The organism is Anabaena sp. CS-542/02, from assembly GCF_028331085.1.
GTDB classification, from domain to species: Bacteria; Cyanobacteriota; Cyanobacteriia; order Cyanobacteriales; family Nostocaceae; genus Anabaenopsis; species Anabaenopsis arnoldii.
Genome location: NZ_JAQMTM010000091.1, coordinates 1 through 17,479, shown reverse-complemented (window position 1 = coordinate 17,479; position 17,479 = coordinate 1). Strand labels below are relative to the sequence as shown.

19 protein-coding genes and 1 pseudogene are annotated in these 17,479 nt (G+C 41.0%); 5 read left to right on the top strand and 15 right to left on the bottom strand.

Annotated elements, in window-relative coordinates:
* Nucleotides 1-678 precede the first annotated feature (678 nt).
* Nucleotides 679-1,767: a glycosyltransferase family 4 protein gene (locus tag PN447_RS10585; RefSeq protein ID WP_271762952.1), complete on the top strand. Its 1,089-nt coding sequence runs from the start codon at nucleotides 679-681 to the stop codon at nucleotides 1,765-1,767.
* A 77-nt stretch (nucleotides 1,768-1,844) separates the two neighbouring features.
* Here PN447_RS10585 and PN447_RS10580 read toward each other — a convergent pair whose 3' ends face one another.
* The 3 genes from PN447_RS10580 to PN447_RS10570 form a co-directional block, all read right to left on the bottom strand.
* Nucleotides 1,845-2,111, bottom strand: a complete 267-nt coding sequence (locus PN447_RS10580) for a DUF3143 domain-containing protein (protein WP_271762949.1) — start codon at nucleotides 2,109-2,111, stop codon at nucleotides 1,845-1,847.
* Nucleotides 2,112-2,138: 27 nt separating this feature from the next.
* Nucleotides 2,139-2,678, bottom strand: coding sequence for a J domain-containing protein (locus PN447_RS10575; RefSeq protein WP_271762948.1), 540 nt, complete (start codon nucleotides 2,676-2,678; stop codon nucleotides 2,139-2,141).
* A 118-nt stretch (nucleotides 2,679-2,796) separates the two neighbouring features.
* Nucleotides 2,797-3,234, bottom strand: coding sequence for a hypothetical protein (locus PN447_RS10570; RefSeq protein WP_442867093.1), 438 nt, complete (start codon nucleotides 3,232-3,234; stop codon nucleotides 2,797-2,799).
* Between the two features lie 29 nt (nucleotides 3,235-3,263).
* Here PN447_RS10570 and tnpA point away from each other — a divergent pair.
* Nucleotides 3,264-3,494 (top strand): annotated as a pseudogene (gene tnpA, locus PN447_RS10565) (IS200/IS605 family transposase); the annotation flags it as partial.
* A gap of 147 nt (nucleotides 3,495-3,641) precedes the next feature.
* Here the strand turns inward: tnpA and PN447_RS10560 are convergent.
* Together PN447_RS10560 and PN447_RS10555 are read right to left on the bottom strand one after the other, a co-directional pair.
* Nucleotides 3,642-4,664, bottom strand: a complete 1,023-nt coding sequence (locus tag PN447_RS10560; RefSeq protein WP_271762947.1) for a tetratricopeptide repeat protein — start codon at nucleotides 4,662-4,664, stop codon at nucleotides 3,642-3,644.
* 222 nt (nucleotides 4,665-4,886) lie between these two features.
* Entirely contained in the window at nucleotides 4,887-5,477 is a 591-nt protein-coding gene (locus PN447_RS10555) for a hypothetical protein (RefSeq protein ID WP_271762946.1), read from the bottom strand.
* A gap of 107 nt (nucleotides 5,478-5,584) precedes the next feature.
* Here PN447_RS10555 and PN447_RS10550 point away from each other — a divergent pair, with 107 nt between their 5' ends.
* Both PN447_RS10550 and PN447_RS10545 read left to right on the top strand, forming a co-directional pair.
* On the top strand, nucleotides 5,585-5,695 hold the full coding sequence (locus PN447_RS10550; RefSeq protein WP_271762983.1) for a zinc ribbon domain-containing protein: 111 nt from the start codon (nucleotides 5,585-5,587) through the stop codon (nucleotides 5,693-5,695).
* An 86-nt stretch (nucleotides 5,696-5,781) separates the two neighbouring features.
* On the top strand, nucleotides 5,782-6,339 hold the full coding sequence (locus tag PN447_RS10545) for a pentapeptide repeat-containing protein (protein ID WP_271762943.1): 558 nt from the start codon (nucleotides 5,782-5,784) through the stop codon (nucleotides 6,337-6,339).
* Nucleotides 6,340-6,613: 274 nt separating this feature from the next.
* Here the strand turns inward: PN447_RS10545 and PN447_RS10540 are convergent, their stop codons facing one another.
* The 9 genes from PN447_RS10540 to PN447_RS10500 all read right to left on the bottom strand — a co-directional run bounded on the left by PN447_RS10540 (nucleotide 6,614) and on the right by PN447_RS10500 (nucleotide 15,738).
* Nucleotides 6,614-6,973, bottom strand: coding sequence for a hypothetical protein (locus PN447_RS10540; protein ID WP_271762941.1), 360 nt, complete (start codon nucleotides 6,971-6,973; stop codon nucleotides 6,614-6,616).
* Nucleotides 6,974-7,055: 82 nt separating this feature from the next.
* Nucleotides 7,056-8,501 carry a cysteine--tRNA ligase gene (cysS, locus tag PN447_RS10535; RefSeq protein ID WP_271762939.1) on the bottom strand — a complete coding sequence of 482 codons (1,446 nt, stop codon included), beginning with the start codon at nucleotides 8,499-8,501 and terminating at the stop codon, nucleotides 7,056-7,058.
* Nucleotides 8,502-8,507: 6 nt separating this feature from the next.
* A complete protein-coding gene (hisI, locus tag PN447_RS10530) occupies nucleotides 8,508-8,852 on the bottom strand; it encodes a phosphoribosyl-AMP cyclohydrolase (RefSeq protein WP_271762936.1) in 345 nt (114 codons plus the stop codon).
* 164 nt (nucleotides 8,853-9,016) lie between these two features.
* On the bottom strand, nucleotides 9,017-9,667 hold the full coding sequence (gene folE, locus PN447_RS10525) for a GTP cyclohydrolase I FolE (RefSeq protein WP_271731320.1): 651 nt from the start codon (nucleotides 9,665-9,667) through the stop codon (nucleotides 9,017-9,019).
* Nucleotides 9,668-9,786: 119 nt separating this feature from the next.
* Nucleotides 9,787-10,812 carry a CobW family GTP-binding protein gene (locus PN447_RS10520; RefSeq protein WP_271762933.1) on the bottom strand — a complete coding sequence of 342 codons (1,026 nt, stop codon included), beginning with the start codon at nucleotides 10,810-10,812 and terminating at the stop codon, nucleotides 9,787-9,789.
* 115 nt (nucleotides 10,813-10,927) lie between these two features.
* Nucleotides 10,928-12,781: a threonine--tRNA ligase gene (thrS, locus tag PN447_RS10515; RefSeq protein ID WP_271762932.1), complete on the bottom strand. Its 1,854-nt coding sequence runs from the start codon at nucleotides 12,779-12,781 to the stop codon at nucleotides 10,928-10,930.
* Between the two features lie 276 nt (nucleotides 12,782-13,057).
* A complete protein-coding gene (gene csx2, locus PN447_RS10510) occupies nucleotides 13,058-14,323 on the bottom strand; it encodes a TIGR02221 family CRISPR-associated protein (RefSeq protein ID WP_271762931.1) in 1,266 nt (421 codons plus the stop codon).
* An 80-nt stretch (nucleotides 14,324-14,403) separates the two neighbouring features.
* Nucleotides 14,404-15,330: a CRISPR-associated protein Csx3 gene (locus tag PN447_RS10505; protein WP_271762930.1), complete on the bottom strand. Its 927-nt coding sequence runs from the start codon at nucleotides 15,328-15,330 to the stop codon at nucleotides 14,404-14,406.
* Nucleotides 15,331-15,342: 12 nt separating this feature from the next.
* Entirely contained in the window at nucleotides 15,343-15,738 is a 396-nt protein-coding gene (locus PN447_RS10500) for a CRISPR-associated protein Csx3 (protein WP_271762928.1), read from the bottom strand.
* A gap of 16 nt (nucleotides 15,739-15,754) precedes the next feature.
* Between PN447_RS10500 and PN447_RS10495 the strand changes: the two genes are divergently transcribed.
* Nucleotides 15,755-17,122 (top strand): TIGR03985 family CRISPR-associated protein, encoded by a 1,368-nt coding sequence (locus PN447_RS10495; protein WP_271762927.1) that lies wholly within the window; start codon nucleotides 15,755-15,757, stop codon nucleotides 17,120-17,122.
* A gap of 154 nt (nucleotides 17,123-17,276) precedes the next feature.
* Here PN447_RS10495 and PN447_RS10490 read toward each other — a convergent pair.
* The coding region (locus tag PN447_RS10490) for a zinc ribbon domain-containing protein (RefSeq protein WP_271762924.1) at nucleotides 17,277-17,479 on the bottom strand (203 nt) is incomplete at its 5' end.

Below are 17,479 nucleotides of genomic sequence, written 5' to 3'. Positions count from 1 at the left end.
ATTGTAAAGGGCTTGAATTTGTCAAGGGTGCTTTATTTTGTTAATTCTGTACATAATGCCGGTTATTTTTTGTGATCAAAAGCAGAATACTCACAGCATTGATATCAGCCTGCAATTCTTTTCTGCAGCGACAAAAAATTCTCTAAGTAGGTTGTTATAATCGCTACAAATACTCTTGATAACCGAGCGGTTCCAGTCTAACTGTTTTTTTGCGATCAATATCCACAATGTGTTTTTAATACCATTAAACCTTAACATTGTCAATGGCATGATTTCATACTTTTGGGGGATGAAAACTGGAATTGTATCCCTACCTATGGGAGAAGGATAGATAAACTCTCTATTGCTATAGGCTGGTGTGAAGAAAAATAACAGCATAAAAAAAAATATCAATAAGTTATCTAAATAAATTGAATTTTGCCGAAAAAATCTCTGTTTTGAGCAACATTTTCCAGAAAATTATCAAAATTTTATTACTGATATTTCAATCATCTATAACTTAGTTACTCTTCTGAATAAAGCAATATTTCCCTACTAAGGTAGAAAGCAAATATAGGAGATGAACCATACAATCTAAATTAATGTGCTTATTAAAAAGTACTAATGAAATCCTTTATAGGCACTTATGAAACAGCAGACAGATATGTCATTTTCATCTGATTTTGCAGGAGTTATGTAATGCGAATTGCTCAAGTTGCGCCATTACTCGAGAGAGTACCACCTCCAGCATATGGGGGTATAGAGTTAGTCGTAGGACTACTAACTGATGAATTAGTTCGACGGGGACATGAAGTGACGCTATTTGCTTCAGGAGATTCTATTACTTTGGCGAAACTAGTATCAGCTCATCCCCGTGCTTTACGTCTCGACCCAGAGGTAAAGGAACCTAATATATACGAAATGTTACAACTAGGCTTTGTCTATGAGCGAGCTAAGGAGTTTGATATTATTCATTCCCATGTGTGCTGTTCAGCACTACCCTATGCCAATCTGATTAAAACACCCACGGTTCACACCTTGCACGGGATTTTTACCCCTGATAATGAAAAGATGTTTCAATATGCTAAACATCAACCTTTTGTGAGTATTTCCCAGTCCCAGAGGGAACTCAGATTAGGGTTAAATTATGTAGCAACGGTTTATAATGGGATTGATGTTAATAGTTATAAGTTTCATCCCCAGCCGGATAATCCGCCATACTTGGCGTTTCTAGGTCGGATATCTCCAGAGAAGGGTACACACTTAGCGATCGCCATTGCTCAAAAAACCGGTTGGCATTTGAAAATTGCCGGTAAAATAGATGCAGTTGACCGGGAATACTTTGAGCAAGAAGTCAAACCACACATAGATGGTCAACAAATTGAGTATCTTGGTGAAGCGAACCATACCCAAAAAAATGCTCTCATGGGGGGTGCGGTAGCAACTCTTTTCCCCATCACTTGGCGAGAACCTTTTGGGTTAGTTATGGTAGAGTCAATGGCAGCAGGTACACCGGTAATTGCCATGAAACTAGGTTCGACTGTGGAGATCATTAAACACGGAAAAACAGGTTTCCTTTGCAATAACGTTGTAGATTTTATTGAGGCTATTGATCAGGTAAAGCAGTTAGACCGCTATGTTTGCCGAGAGTATGTTAATCAGCACTTTAGCCTACAACATATGACCGATGGTTATGAAGCAGTTTATCAGCAAATTCTGGCAGGACAATCTGCTAAACATGGTCAAATCCCAGATGTAGTTAGTCTGGATATGAGCAGTAATTGCTAAGATGGTTAATTTTTAGGTAGTTGAGCATGGATATGTATTTGAACCCATGACCAATTACCTACCCTTAAAGAAGAATCTTACGGACCAGAAAACACAGCTTGTTCTATATCTTCACGGCTGAGAGAATATTTAAAGGAGCGTTGGATATCTTGCTCATTTTCGCCAGATTTGATATACCTGACTGTAATTTGCTCAATATCAAGCCAGAGTTCAGCTTGCCAACCAGGGCGTTGTACACGCCAACAATGTAACTGGCTTTCATCCTGTTGACAGCCTTGGTTTTTGAGCCACTCTTCAATTTGTGGTAGCGGATGACTATATAAAGGTGTATCGGCACTAAGCATAGGAAAATTAGAAAAACAACTAAAAATTTACAAGTTTAAATTAATCTTCATTTCTGCGGGAGTCGGGAGTTGAGAAATGTGGGTAATCTGTGGTTGGCTAAGTTGGGTAGGTATGCTGGTTTCGCCACGAATAACAGCAACAGCGATCGCGACTAACACACAACCCACAAGGGTTAAGACCAAGAAAAATAATACAAAAATTTCTCCTGCTGATAGGGGGCGATCGCTAGCATCGAGATACATGGACTTTGAGAAATCGTAGGGTTTACGCACCGGATGGTTTAAATCCGTTGGTGCTTGAATTACCCCAAACCGGGAATAGCCGATTTTAACATCATAACTTAAACGCCGTTCAGGATTACTGAGAGTGGCGTAAGCTTCGTTAATTTGCTGAAATTTAGCAGTAGCAACTGTAGCAGGTAATTCTGTAGTATCTGGATGATACTGTTTACTCAGTTGCAAATAAGCCCGCCGAATATCAATAACCGATGCCGAGGGATGCAATCCTAACAGGGCATAATAGGTTATATTCTTGTTGATTTGTCGGTGTTTCCCGTTTTGACTCACGGCTGTGATTCACTCTGGTCAAATTCAGTTTTTTATATTCTAAAACTTTTCTGGGCTTTGCTGAATCAGCTTGACTTCTCCCCTGGATAGAATCACAGGGGATTCTAAACCGATGTTGCTACGCAGGCCCAAGCCATAGTAAGCAACGTTTACGATATGATTTATTTAACCTTTTAAACAAGTCATATCGTTGTGGCACAGTCAAAGATGCCCTACCCACCTCGACTAAGGATAAACCTAGCTGTGTGGCTACTTTTCTTAAAATATTTGCTGCTGCTTGGGCTGCCAAACCTTTGTAATGTGGATTTTCTTTGAGAACTTTATCTAATTCAGGATAAGTGGTTTGAGAATAATAAGTTTTCCACCCACTACGTAATTCATCACCACACCAGTAAGTTGTAAAAGCATTATCCATGCTTTCTAATCTTGCGTAATGACTTTGGCGAGTATGGTAAATCGCACAATTTATTAAGCTATTTGAGTGTTGACATTGGTCAACCCAAAAAGCTTTTTCTTCATCTGTGAATCTAGCTCTAATTGGAATTGTTCTGTACAAGTTTTACTCACCTCCTGTTTAGAAGTATAATTGAAGTTCAACCAGACCAGGTTCATTTTTTTATTAATGCACCGACCCATGAATCACCGGCAGATATAGCTAGGTGGGTTAAGGGTAGGGCATCAAATTACTTAAGGAAAGAATTTCCACAATTAAAAAAACTACCTTCTTTGTGGACACCAACTTACTTTGTTGCGACAACTGGACAAGTTAGCACTGAGGCAGTTAAAAATTACATTGAAAACCAGCGTGGTAAATGAGGAAACACACAGGATAAATCCCCTCGCTAAAGCGTAGGGGTTCTCACGCTCCCAGTATGTTTTGATAGTTCATCCATATAGCAAAAAACAAGGGTAATTCTTGGCATATAGCTATATTTGACCCCTCCTGAGTCAGGAGGGAATAAATTACAGAGCATCCAGACACTGCTGGATCTTTTTCAACATCGGTTCAGATGCGATCGCTTGGGCTAAATCCTGAGCATTGTGATAGTAACTGAGGGCTAACTTTTTGCGTTTAGTCCTAGCGTAAAATTGACCCATACTCAGCAGCGCGGAAATTTCTCCGAGAGAATCGCCAACTTCTTGATAAATGGCGATCGCCTGCTGATAGTATTTCATAGCTTGACGGTGATTCCGCAAGATACCGTAGGTAAAACCAATATTATGTAGGGTTGTCCCCTCCCCTGCGCGGTCATTGATGGCCCGACGGGTCAACAAAACCTGATAGTAGAGTAACAGAGCCTTTTTAGGTTCTCCCAAATCACCATAGACAGAAGCAATATTATTTAAAGTAGTAGCTTCGGCCACCACATTTTTCACAGCGCGTTGAATGGGGAGTGCTGCTTGGAGAAATTCTAAAGCTTGCTCATACTGTCCTAATGTGCTGTAAGCATAACCAATACCATTGAGGGTAGTTGCTTCCCCAGAAAAATCTCCGAGTGAGCGACGCATAGCCAAAATTTGGTACTGTAGTAACAGGGAGCGCTTAGGTTCTCCCAACTTAGTGTAAATCAGTGCCACATCATTGAGAGTAGAAACCTCGGCGGGAATATCTTGTAAATCTCGAAAGATGTGTAACCCCTGGTGAAAATACTCTAGCGCTCGTGACAATCGCCCCAGACGGCTGTAAGTAGAACCCAGATTACTCAGTGCGATCGCTTCAGATCGCCTGTTCCCGATTTCCTCAGCCACTAAACGCGCTTGATCAAAACACTCTAAAGCTTGTAGAGGTTGACAACAACTCAGATAAGCCAAACCGACATCATTCAATGTATGGCCTTCCCTCGCTCTGTCTGGGATAGATCGAGCTAACTGTAAATTCTCCGTGGCAAAATTGAGATATTCTTGAAACTGGCCTTGCTGGTAGTAGCGGTTAGCTTCGTTACGGCGTTGTTCCCATTCTTGGACTCGATTAAAAGCTTGCGTCATCTGACCCCGGTTACACTCTGCGATGAATTGGCAAGGGTTGGGAATGCACCCTCAAGAGGTTTCCCAATATTGAGTTAGTGGTTATTTTCTACCTTTAGAGATAAAAAGTAAATAGAATTGCAATAAAAAAATATATCCTGAGAAATAACACTGATGACTGGGGAATCAGGTGACAAAAAAGAGTTATAAACAGGGGTTTACCCGTGGTTATCTGTAGTTAATTTACTGCTGACGAATCCACAGAGCCAAACCACCCCCACGACCGCGAGCTGCAATCAAATCAGGTGTAACCAAAAAGAAAGCAAAAAAAGGTAACTTAGCGATAGGCTGATCATAGAAATCCTGAGCTTCACCCCGACCAGAGCTAAACCGCCCACTGTAGACCTTACCACCAAACAGGTAAAAAAGCAGACAATTAAAGTCAAAGGCTAACAAATTTTGCTTACCAAAATAACGTGCAGGTCCGGTCAGTTGTAATAAAACTGGGCCTAACTGTACCTGATTACCAATTTCACCCTTACCGGAATCTGGCTCTAAAGTAGCACTAAAAGAAATCTGAATAGTCACAAACTTCGGCACATACAAACCCTTCCCTAAGACAATTCCACCTCGTTTTTGAGCCTTCTTGGTTCCAGTAGCAAAACAAAGTTGCCATTTACCTAGTAGAGATGTAAAAGGATAACTCAGCCGTTGCTGTTTAGCAGACTTTTCAGCTTGTAACAACGCATTGACAACGGTTTCAGCAGTGGGACGCACCCCGCCGCCGCGATATGCAGCCACACATTGACATAGCGTAGATGTGAAATCAGCCATGGAGTTTAGTATATTTCTGTTAAGGAATTGGTAAAACAGCCTGCGATTATAGCATACTAGGAGTAGTAGCCTAGTTGACAATTAGATAAACAAATTCTTGCGGGCATATCCAAGATATGCCACTAAAAGAAAGAATTTACAACTGTGGGAGTTGTGGTCATTCAATGGATAGGGATTTAAACGCAGCAATTAACTTATCAAGGTTGGCTAAACCTTGAAAGCTTACTGAGGGATAACCGCTCCCATGCTCCCATTGAAGTAAGAAATAAATGTCTAGACTTGTCTAGGAGTTATATAGCAGAAAATGGACGCTAAAAGAATCCGAAACCTTTATGCAGCAGGAGAGCGCACATTTAATAGAGCCAGTTTACATCAAATAAATCTTAGTGCTGCTAACTTGAGTGGTGCTAATTTTATGGAAGCTGACTTGAGTGGAGCTAACCTGACACAGGCGAATTTGACTGAATGTGACTTTAGTCGAGCAAATCTCACAGATGCTGATTTAAGTGGAGCCGACTTGAACGGTGCAAACTTGACTGAGGTCAACTTAATTGGCGCTGAACTAATTAGGGTTAACCTGCAACAGTCTAACTTAACTCGTGCAGATTTGCGCAGTGCAAATTTAGAAATTGCCAACTTAGGATATGCTGACCTGAGTGAAGCCCAAATGAGTGGAGCCAACTTAAGAAACGCTAATTTGAGGAAAGCCAACTTAAGCGGGTGCAATATCAATGAAGCGGAACTAAACGGTGCGGACTTAACAGGGACACAACTAAGTCAGCAAGAGAAGGCTGAGGAAATAGCCCATATAGGAATATCTCATAAATGGGTTACTTGGGCTGGTAGTTATTGCTATTCTTAGAGGATGTTTGATAAGTTTTCCACAGGTAATTTTTATCTTAGGGAACAGGGAACAGGGAACAGGGAACACACCGAACACACCCAACACACAAAAAACAATCAAATCCAGTCACCTTTCCCTTATAAAGGGAAAGGTGAGGGTGGGGTCAAATAATATTCGATACACTAATCATGACTTGACAAACAACCTCTGAGAATGCTCAAGAGTTTTCGTCATCCTCAATTACCCAACCCCTCTCCTTAGCAAGGAAAGGGGAGAGTTTGTCAACAGATGTCTAATAAACTAAGGGCGACATACCGCGCATTTGACGCAAAGCATTAATACACTGTGGACAGTCACAGTTAAATAAGTCAACCGCCATATCACTTTCTTCAACATTAAACCCTAGTAAGGGAACTTCATTTTCATCGCTAGAAAACTCTAATCCAGGTTGATATTCAGGGATTTTAGCCAATACAGAAGCTCTCACACACACAGGACGCCATATATGGTCATTTTGTATGCAGGTGAGTTTGTCTGTGTTGTCTGGTTCTGTTTCTGCGGCCTGGGCTTGATTTGCCATTGCTCCCATAGCGAGAATTGAGCTAACTAGCATGGGAGTAGAAAGTAAACTGAGTATAGTCTTTTTATTCATCGGGGTTCCTTGTAAAACAATCTAAAACGATCCTGACTGCTGAGATTATCCGATTAAATCTTACGATTTAAGTAAATCTTAATCAGGAATGCCAACGAGTCGTACCATCTGGTTGATCGATTAATGTAACGCCGAGTTCCTGTAATTTTTGACGAATGCGATCGCTCTCGGCGAAATTCTTAGATTTACGGGCTGTTTGTCGCTGTTGGATGAAAACTTCAATTTCCCCATCAGTTAACCTGCTAGGGGCGACATTAGGGGCTTCTGGTGGTGCTTCCAGTCCTAATACCCCAGCTAAGGTGACTAAAGTTTGCCATTGCTGCTGAATTTGTGCTGGGGTCAGGTCTGTTTTTCCTTGGTGAGTCAACAGATTGCTTTGACGGCGTAACTCCTTAGCCAGTTCAAATAAAACCGCCAATCCTCCCGGTGTATTAAAGTCATCATCCATAGACCCTTGAAAACTCTCGATATAGGGATTAGGGATTAACTCTTTCCCGGTTTCCAGTCCCAGCTTGTCACCGTACTGATAGCCAAATAGTAACCCTTCTTTGAGGGTTTTCCAGGCATTTTCCGCCGATGCGATCGCTTCTTTAGTAAAATCCAAGGGGCGGCGATAGTGTCCCTGTAGGATAAACAATCTTACCACCATCGGGTCAACACCTTGATCCAGCAACTCTCGAATTGTGGTAAAATTCCCCAAAGACTTAGACATTTTCTCACCGTTCACCGTTACCATACCATTGTGTATCCAGTAACGCGCCAACGGTTTACCAGTCACTACTTCCGATTGGGCGATTTCATTTTCATGGTGGGGGAATACTAAATCACCACCACCGCCGTGAATATCAATGGTATCCCCTAGTAATGACCTGACCATAGCCGAACATTCAATGTGCCATCCTGGACGACCTGAACCCCAAGGTGAACTCCATGCTGGTTCCCCTGGTTTAGCCGCTTTCCACAGAGCAAAATCCGCCGAGTTTTGTTTTTTCTGTCCTGATGGGTCTTCTACATCTACCCGCCCACTAGCGCCGGCTTGCATATCTGACGCATCCCGGCCGGATAGTTTACCATATTCACAGAAGTTATGCACATTGTAATAAACATCGCCATTGGTGGCGTAGGCGTAACCTTTTTTTTCTAATTCCTGAATTAATTGGTGAATACTGCTGATATTTTCAGTCACACGGGGATATGCTGAAGCATCCATGACATTTAAGCGTCTAATATCCTCAAAGTAAGCATCTATGTAGCGCTGGGAAACTTCCTCCATGGAAGTTCCTTCTAAGTTAGCGCGGTTGAGAATTTTATCGTCAATGTCGGTAAAGTTTTGCACATATTCAACCTCGTAACCGCGCCATTGAAAATACCGGCGTACTACGTCCCAACCTATATAAGAGCGTGCATGACCCAGATGACAGTAATCGTATACCGTGACACCACAGCAATACATTTTCACCTTACCAGGTTCTTGGGGTTGGAATGGTTCTTTTTTACGGGTGAGGGTATTGTAGATGGTCAGGGTCATAGTTAATTAGTAAGTCATTTGTACAGAATTAAAGAAACAGCTTCTCGCCCCTGTATGACAAGCAATGTCACCGATTTGCTCAACTTTGATCAAGATAGTGTCGCCGTCACAGTCATACAAAAATTCTTTGACTTTTTGAATGTGCCCAGATGTAGCCCCTTTGTGCCACAATTGGGAACGGGAACGACTCCAGTAATGTGCTTCACCTGTGGCGAGGGTTTTTTCTAGGGATTCCTGATTCATCCACGCCATCATTAACACCGTACCATCTTTATAGTCTTGGGCGATCGCCGGAATTAATCCTTGGCTATTAAATTGTAATTCGGAAATTACCATAGTTTCTCTCCTCACTGAATTTTCACATTAGAGTATTTAATCAATTTATTTAATACTTAAGCAACAATAGTTTTTATAGTATATTCAATCACTTTGTATTTTGATCATGTAGAGACAAGAATTCTCCCATCTCTACACTTACCGCCCCAGCTATATAGATACAGCCCTATGATAACTATTTAATGAAAGTTAGCACTATGGCGGATTAAATTCATAAATTCTTCGCGAGTCCGACCATCTTCAGCGAAAATTCCCCGCATAGCACTGCTAACAGTCCAAGAACCGGGTTTTTGCACCCCGCGCATCACCATACACATATGGGTTGCTTCCACTACTACCGCCACACCTTGGGGTTTGAGTAGTCTTTGCAATGCGTCAGCAATTTGGGTAGTCAGACGTTCCTGTACTTGTAAACGTCGGGCGTACATTTCGCAAATGCGGGCTATTTTAGATAAACCGATGACTTTACCATTAGGTATATAAGCCACGTGAGCGCGGCCAATGATCGGTAAGATATGATGCTCACAGGAACTGAAAATATCGATGTCCCGAACCAACACCATTTCATTGGCGTCTTCTGTAAATACTGCACCATTGAGCAGTTCATCCAAAGATTCAGTGTATCCCTTTGTAAGAAATTTCAAGGCTTTCATCACTCTTTTGGGAGTGTCTTTGAGTCCTTCGCGGTCTGGATCTTCACCTAATCCAATCAACAAAGTCCGTACAGCCTGCATCATTTCTGCTTCTGTTACTTTTGGTTGCTTTTGAGCAACTAAAGACGATAGTACCTGATCGGCAGAAGTTAGATCGGGACGAATCGATAAAGTCATTTTTTGAGTTTTATAAGGAATGTTTTACTGAAGTGGTCAGTTGTTCAGATGTCGGTTGTGATTTACCGCTGATTTAGCCTGACTCATGAACGAGTGTAACATAACTTTACACCCTCTCATCATATCAAACATTTATGCAAATGAGAGTTAATTTCACTAGGTTTCAAGTTTCTCCCAATAAAAACGAGTTGATTTTTAGGTGGAGAGCACCAGTTGTCGGCGTGTAAATTATAACGTGGCCCGCTCAGTTGAAAAATATGGCGTAAATCACTATCATGAAACCAAAGTATGCCTTTAGCACGAAATACACCCGGTGGCATTTCTTCAGTCAGGAAGGCTTCAAACTTGTGAACATCAAAGGGGCGATCGCTCTGGAAGGAAATAGAAACAAACCCATCATTATCTAAATGATCTGAGTGATGATGGTGATGTTCATGGTGATGATGGTGATCATGCCCCTTGTGTTCATCTTCTTCTACAATTGAGAGATAATCTTGTTTAGGTGTTAAATCTGTATCTAAAAGTAATGGTAACGGCACCTCTCCATATTGAGTGTGCAGAATTTTTGCCCCAGCTTTGACCTCATAGATGTAGTCTTCCACTTCTTGAAGTTTAGCAGGAGTTGCCAAGTCAACCTTATTGAGAAGAATAATATCACCATACGTGATTTGCTTCAAAGCCGATTCACTTTGAAAATGTTCAGCGTCAAAAGCTTCTGCATCCACCAAAGTAATAATAGAATCGAGGTTAGTTAAATCTCTGAGTTCCGTACCTAAAAACGTGAGGATAATCGGTAACGGGTCAGCTACCCCAGTAGTTTCAATCACCAAGTAGTCAATACGGTCTTCTCTTTCTAATACCCGATAAACAGCATCAACCAAACCATCATTAATGGTACAACAAATACAACCATTACTGAGTTCCATCATGTCTTCATCTATAGAAACCAGCAATTGGCTATCAATATTAATATCCCCAAATTCATTCACCAAGACAGCAACTTTTAAATCTTGTTTATTTTTGAGGATTTGATTTAGGAGTGTAGTTTTACCACTTCCTAAAAATCCAGTAATCAGAGTTACCGGCATTCCCCGCTTAGGAATCTCCGGTATAATGTTTGTTTGAGATGGTGTGAGAGTAGTCATATGATCTGTGTTGGTGATCAAGTAAGTTTTGTCATTCCTGGGGGGTAGAATACCAACCCCATAAGATGTATAATTTTCAGGATTGAAAGGATTATCCGCACAAAGAGTGAAAAATCTAGATTAAGCCCTTAGAAGCGATCGCTTCCTGTAGCCGTGGTAAAATTTCATCGATGGTCAATACACCTAAATCGCCATTTTGTCTAGTGCGGATACTCAAAGTCTGATTTTCCACTTCCTTTTTACCGATAACCGCCACTACGGGGATTTTTTCTAATTCAGCTGTGCGGATTTGCTTACCCAGTCGTTCACCACTATAATCTACTTCTACCCGCATCCCGGACTGTTTGAAAGTAGTAGCGACAGATTGCGCATATTCGCGGACATCATCACTAACGGGTAAAAGTCTGATTTGTACTGGTGCTAACCATAGAGGAAAGTCCCCAGCATAGTTTTCGATTAATATCCCAAAAAATCGCTCTAAAGAACCAAAGATAGCCCGATGAATCATAATTGGTCTTTGGCGATCGCCTTCTGGGGTAACATATTCCATATTAAAGCGTTCCGGTAAGTTAAAATCAACTTGAATAGTGGAACATTGCCAACTACGACCAATGGCATCTTTAATTTTAATGTCGATTTTAGGGCCATAAAAAGCCCCACCACCCTCATCAATAAGATAGTCCCAACCCTTGCTATCTAATGCTTGTTTAAGTGCAGCAGTAGCTAACTCCCAAACATGATCATTTCCCACTGATTTCTCAGGACGGGTAGATAAATTAACTTCGTAATTAGTAAAGCCAAAGTCTGACAAAATCTGTTCTGTGAGATTTAAAACTCCCAGAATTTCCGGTGCAATTTGTGCTGGTAAACAGAAAATATGACCATCATCTTGAGTAAATCCCCGTACCCGCATCAAACCATGTAAAGCGCCAGAACGTTCATAACGATAAACAGTACCCAGTTCACACATCCGAATGGGTAACTCTCGGTAGGAGTGGAGTTGATGCTTATAGGTGAGGACGTGGAAAGGACAATTCATCGGTTTGAGTTGATATGCTTGTTGTTCCACATCAATGGAATCAAACATATTTTCTCTATAGAAATCAAAGTGACCCGATGTTTTCCACAGTTCCAAATTAGCTACATGGGGGGTATATAGTAGTTGATAGTTGGCTTGTAAGTGCGATCGCTTCCAGTAATCTTCAATGATATGGCGGATTTGCGCCCCTTTAGGATGCCAAAAAACTAACCCACCACCAGCATCTTCTTGAATACTAAATAAATTCAAATCTTGACCGAGTTTTCTGTGGTCACGCCGTAATGCTTCTTCTCGTTGTTTTAAATAAGCTTGTAAATCTTCTGGAGTTTCCCAAGCTGTACCATAAATGCGTTGTAGCATCGGCTGAGTTTCATCACCTTGCCAATATGCACCCGCCACATTTAATAATTTAAAAGCATCGGGGTGAATTTCCCCGGTAAAGTTGATATGGGGTCCAGCGCACAAGTCCCACCAAGAGTTATGATTAACCATCCCCCCTGATGCAACTGTAAATAATGAAGGTTCAGGCTGCACAGGAACATCAGGACTACCGATAAAATAACGGGTAATAATTTCATCTAGGGGGATGCGTGCTAAAATATCCCCTTTGTAAGTTTCCCCCAAGTTAGTAATTTCTGTTTGAATTTCGCCACGTTGTACCTCTTCGCGGATGATGGGTAAATTAGCCTGAATAACCCGCCGCATTTCCAAGGTAATTTTTTCCAAGTCCTCCGGGGTAAAACTCACAGGAGCATCAAAATCATAATAAAAGCCTGTTTCTGTCACCGGTCCAGTTGCTACCTTAGTCCCTGGAAATAGCTTCTGCACAACCATGGCCAAAATGTGGGCGCAGGTGTGACGAATCCTGATGAGTTGTTCATGGTCTTGCTGGTGCAATTTCTCCTGAGACGGGATGATCGAACTAACCATAGCCGTAGAATAATGATAACGGTTATCATTATATCCCACAATTAACCAGATGAGATTAATCTTTCCTGAAAATCATCCCCAAATCAGGATGGGGGGCGATCGCCCAGATGTTTATGTATAAGTTGCAACAGTCAAACCAGCTATTTCTCAATCATTAACTCAGAACTATAGTCATCCTATTTGACTTGAGAAATTATCAGTGAGGAAAGGGAACACACCGAACACACCGAACAGGGAACAGAAATTGTTCATGAATCATTTAGGATTGCTATAGTTTTATAAACCCAATACAATTTCATCCTGCAAATTCCAGACCTTTGCAATGGCTTGGAGTTCCTTAATAATCAATTCCGTTTGATGCAAAATATTTTGGGCATTTTTAGGATTTTTCCGAAATCCTGCGTGTAACACATCATTACGCAGATTAGCCAAGTTTAATTCACCACCCCAAAGTCTGTTTAATTGTTTCTTTTTTTGCTTGGGAAGATTAGACCATTCTGCCAGATATCGAGATTCTTTAATGAGGTTATCATCTTTATCCTTAATTTTGCCTCCAGTTAATAATAGTTCCATTTCCTCCCTATATCCTTTATCTAATGGATCTAACTGAAAGTGATAACATAACAAAGAAGGTAGCCATTCCCGCGCCATAGATAAGGCTTGAACAATTTGTCCTTTCGCCGCGTACCACTCGACAATTTTTAGTTGTCGTAATAAAGATGATTGTGGGTAATGGCGATAATCTGTTGAGTTAAATAAGCCAAAACTACCATAATCTTTTTCTACACGCTGCAACAAAGCTGCAAATGGTGGTACAGTTTGAGAAACCATTGGTGCTGCTGCTACAATACGTTCAGGTAATATTGCTGATTCTTGAATAACATCCATTGGACGTAGGAGCTGTAAACCTTGTGCAATTCCTTCGATACTGACTGCTAAATCCTTAGCTGTAGAGTCACCTTGATCAAGTAAGCTTGCTAATGCTTGTCCATTTCCTGTTTTAATGAACTGGTCAGTAGCAGTTGTCCACTCCAATAAGCTAACTATGGGTAAAAGGTCAAATATAGGGGTTTTATTATTAGTTTTGGCATCAAATGCACCATATATTAGACCTTGAATCTCGACTTGACGGACAACACGTAAATAACTAACAGCAATTAATGCTAAAACAGGTAGAGAACGAAAGCCATTTGTAATGTCAAATACTACTCTATCACCCTCTTCTAAACAGTCCGTTAACATTTCAAATAGTTTCCAGATATCTGATGTACTGTGTCCTTCAGGTACATTATTTATTGGTTGTAAATTAACTTTATCGCCAAGTTTCTTCTTGAGTGTTTCCCAACTAGATTCTGTCTCGTTATCTGGAATACCTGTAGCTGCTGTATTCGTCAATAAAACATAAAGAGTATCAGGGTTGTAAAATTCTACTAAAGCTTCTTGAATAAATTTAGTTTTATATTCCCCAGGAGCAATGGGATTGAGGTAAGTAGTTTCTTGATAACCTCTTTTGTTAAAGCCGAGAAATGAAATTGCTTTCATAATATTGAGTCCTTGATTTTTCAGATTTTCACAGAAGTTTGTCCCATATCCAAATAAGTTTGAGTAGTAAGCTTGCTAACTTACTCTCTTCTACACAACTGCACCAAAACCTGCGCCAAAGCCTGTACCATGGGACGAGAAGAAATATCTTCTCCCCGTTCCAGGTGATGAATACTACCAGTTAGCAAAGGATATTTTGTAAAAATTTTATCCTCCTTACCATCGTAGTCACTAGAAAGATTAGCAACAATATGTATATTTAAATCATGACAAAACTCTTGCCAAAGGGGAACTTCCTCCTTACCGTTATTCCCAGCTAAAATCACCGCATGAGTAGCTTCACGCATAATCAGGCGATTTTCTGGTGTAATTTTACCACCCACATCAATGATATTTAGTGGTGTATTGGCACTTTTTACCCAGCCCGCCGCTTTAATGGCAAACTCTGGGGTAAACTTAGCCTTGTAGTCTTGTTTTAGTTTTCTGGCTAAATCAATATCTCGCCGCGCAGCATCGGAAAACCAAGCACCTTCCCCATCTGGACAAGCAGTAATGACATAAGGATAAGGTGCGCCGGGAATATTGCCAATTGCTTGTTTCAAACCTTTACGCAGACAAGATTTACCAGATTGGGGCGGACCACACAATACAACTTTGAGATTTTGTTTACTTTTGTGGGTTTCACTGGTTTCAATCACTTCACCCAACCGATAAGCTGGAGTGTGGGTAGCAACAACAATGTAAGTTTTATATCCTGGTTTGCCAATTTTGGGGTCAAAAATGGCGATCGCCCCATACAATTGAGATATCTTATGAGAGATGAGATAACTCACCGCCACAGAAGCTGGTCCATCAATCTTGAGTAGTTTTCCCCCGGTAATTTCCCCTGATGCGAGCATTTGATCTAAACGTGCTCCCGCATCCCTAACAATTTGGTCACCATGAGCAGGTTTCCCAAACTTCACCTTTAACACATCCTCATCCAGACTAATGTGATAGCTAGTCATAACTTTAATCTCTCACTTAATCAAATCGCCCAATTTATACTCAGGATTATGTGTAATACAAACTACATATTTACCTAACTTGGGATCAAAACAAGCGATCGCACCATAAAGATGAGCCAGTTTATGAGCTAAAACAAAGGCCACCGGTACAGAAATAGGTCCATTAATCTTCAAGAGTGGACCTCCTCCTAGTTCCTCTGAATCTTGCATTTCCTCTAGTCGCGCCGCCGCATCCTGAATAATTTGGTCATTTTGAGCAGTTTCCCCAAAACTGACCCGCAAAATGTTTTCTTTCAAGGCAATTCTATAACTAGTCATCTGTGCATACTGTTGGATAAAATCAATAGGTATATCATACATCCCAGTGGAAGCGGCTAATTCCAATATGTTGTATGCTGGTCTTACCAATGAATCTACTTAACCAGTGTTTAAGCCAATTTTTGTAGACACTCCCCAAATAGAACTGCTGCAATGGTTAGCACGCGGTTCTCTCAAACAAAACCTCCCCAGAGCAATTCGTTTATGGGTGTGGTTACGTTATTTGTATGGCCAAGACCCCTTACAGCTAAGTAATTCCTTTACTTTTGCTCAGTGGCGGTATGCTTTTTTTACTTCCACCCACCCCAAAGGGGAAGCAATTCCTCAGTTACATGATGTAAATTGTCCTTGTACTAAAACCACTGCTACATGGTTATTACAAGCGGGAATTGTCAAATCAGAATGGCAAAAGTCCCTGTTAACTCACACTGGTATTTCTGAACCTAAATTAAATGAAATATTACAACAAAGACTATTTGGCGTTACACGTCGTTCCTTACAAGCAGACCTAGAAATTCTCGCCGAAATAGGATGGTTAGAATATCGACAACAGAAATATCATCGGGTCAAAAAATTCCCCTCTCGTCCCATGATCACCACATCTGGCACTAGTGACGAATTGAACTTTCTCAATCAAGAAGATTTAGCCGCGATCGCTCAAAATCATGCCCAGATGATCCGTAGCGTACAGCGATTTTGCTTTCAACTTGACTATGTAATCCCCCGTAAGACTATAGACTTAGTTGATGATTGGCAACATCAATTACGGGAAATCTGGGAACAAGAGCCAGTACCACCTCTAGAATTAACTTACAACAGCGCCAGACTTAAACACACTGTAAAATCTATAGTTTACCCAGTATGTATATATTATGTCCAACGAGCAGTTTACCTTTGCGCCCTGGGGGAAAGTCCTGACCGCAAAACTGATTGGTATAACTATCGACTAGACCGGATTCACCATATTACACCCATAGACTGGGCAAGTCCATCTATTCCCCAGGTTTTACAACAACGCTACTACAACGGTAATTTACCCAGTCCCGATGAAATTGAACGGGAAATGTCTCAAGCTTGGGGATTTGATTTTTATTTACCCTCCCGACTGATGCTGTTGCGATTTGATCGAGACCACCATGACCGCTACATTCGGGATACTGTTCGTCATCGGACATTTGAGGCCGTTACCTATCAGGAAGCAAAATATTTAATTCAACAACATACATCAGTGCTGGAACAACAAGCATTACTGGAAGTTCTCAATCAGCGCTCCTCACAAGATGCTTACTACCGTGTGCAATATCGCCATCTAGATTACAACGTCAGTATGCGTATACGCGCCTGGCGACCAAAAGCTGAAGTTATTATGCCTCTAGATTTACGCCAAAGTATAGGGGCTGATGTCGCGGCTGAATATTTGCTCTATCTGGGTCAAGAAAATGATCAACACCCCAAAATTAACGGTAAAATTTGAGTCAGCATTAGTTTACGCCACATCTCTGCACGCTAAACAAACCCGTAAAATTAATGGTACTCCTTATGTTGCTGCTATATAAATCCTAGACAAGTCTAGACATTTATTTCTTACTTCAAGGGGAGCATGGGAGCGGTTAGCCCTCAGTAAGCTTTCAAGGTTTAGCCAACCTCGATAAGTTAATTGCTGCGTTTAAATCCCTATCCATTGAATGACCACAACTTCCACAGTTGTAAATTCTTTCTTTTAGTGGCATATCTTGTATATGCCCACAATTTGAACAGGTTTTGCTTGATGGATAAAATCTGTCAGCAATTATAATTTCACAACCAAATTTTTTAGCTTTGTATTCTAACT

What these genes read in the sequence shown, in the direction of transcription:
- PN447_RS10585 (WP_271762952.1), top strand. Translation starts at nt 679, where the DNA reads ATGCGAATTGCTCAAGTTGCGCCATTACTCGAGAGAGTACCACCTCCA.
- PN447_RS10580 (WP_271762949.1), bottom strand. Translation starts at nt 2,111, where the DNA reads ATGCTTAGTGCCGATACACCTTTATATAGTCATCCGCTACCACAAATT.
- PN447_RS10560 (WP_271762947.1), bottom strand. Translation starts at nt 4,664, where the DNA reads ATGACGCAAGCTTTTAATCGAGTCCAAGAATGGGAACAACGCCGTAAC.
- PN447_RS10555 (WP_271762946.1), bottom strand. Translation starts at nt 5,477, where the DNA reads ATGGCTGATTTCACATCTACGCTATGTCAATGTGTGGCTGCATATCGC.
- PN447_RS10545 (WP_271762943.1), top strand. Translation starts at nt 5,782, where the DNA reads ATGGACGCTAAAAGAATCCGAAACCTTTATGCAGCAGGAGAGCGCACA.
- PN447_RS10540 (WP_271762941.1), bottom strand. Translation starts at nt 6,973, where the DNA reads ATGAATAAAAAGACTATACTCAGTTTACTTTCTACTCCCATGCTAGTT.
- cysS (WP_271762939.1), bottom strand. Translation starts at nt 8,501, where the DNA reads ATGACCCTGACCATCTACAATACCCTCACCCGTAAAAAAGAACCATTC.
- folE (WP_271731320.1), bottom strand. Translation starts at nt 9,667, where the DNA reads ATGACTTTATCGATTCGTCCCGATCTAACTTCTGCCGATCAGGTACTA.
- PN447_RS10520 (WP_271762933.1), bottom strand. Translation starts at nt 10,812, where the DNA reads ATGACTACTCTCACACCATCTCAAACAAACATTATACCGGAGATTCCT.
- thrS (WP_271762932.1), bottom strand. Translation starts at nt 12,781, where the DNA reads ATGGTTAGTTCGATCATCCCGTCTCAGGAGAAATTGCACCAGCAAGAC.
- csx2 (WP_271762931.1), bottom strand. Translation starts at nt 14,323, where the DNA reads ATGAAAGCAATTTCATTTCTCGGCTTTAACAAAAGAGGTTATCAAGAA.
- PN447_RS10505 (WP_271762930.1), bottom strand. Translation starts at nt 15,330, where the DNA reads ATGACTAGCTATCACATTAGTCTGGATGAGGATGTGTTAAAGGTGAAG.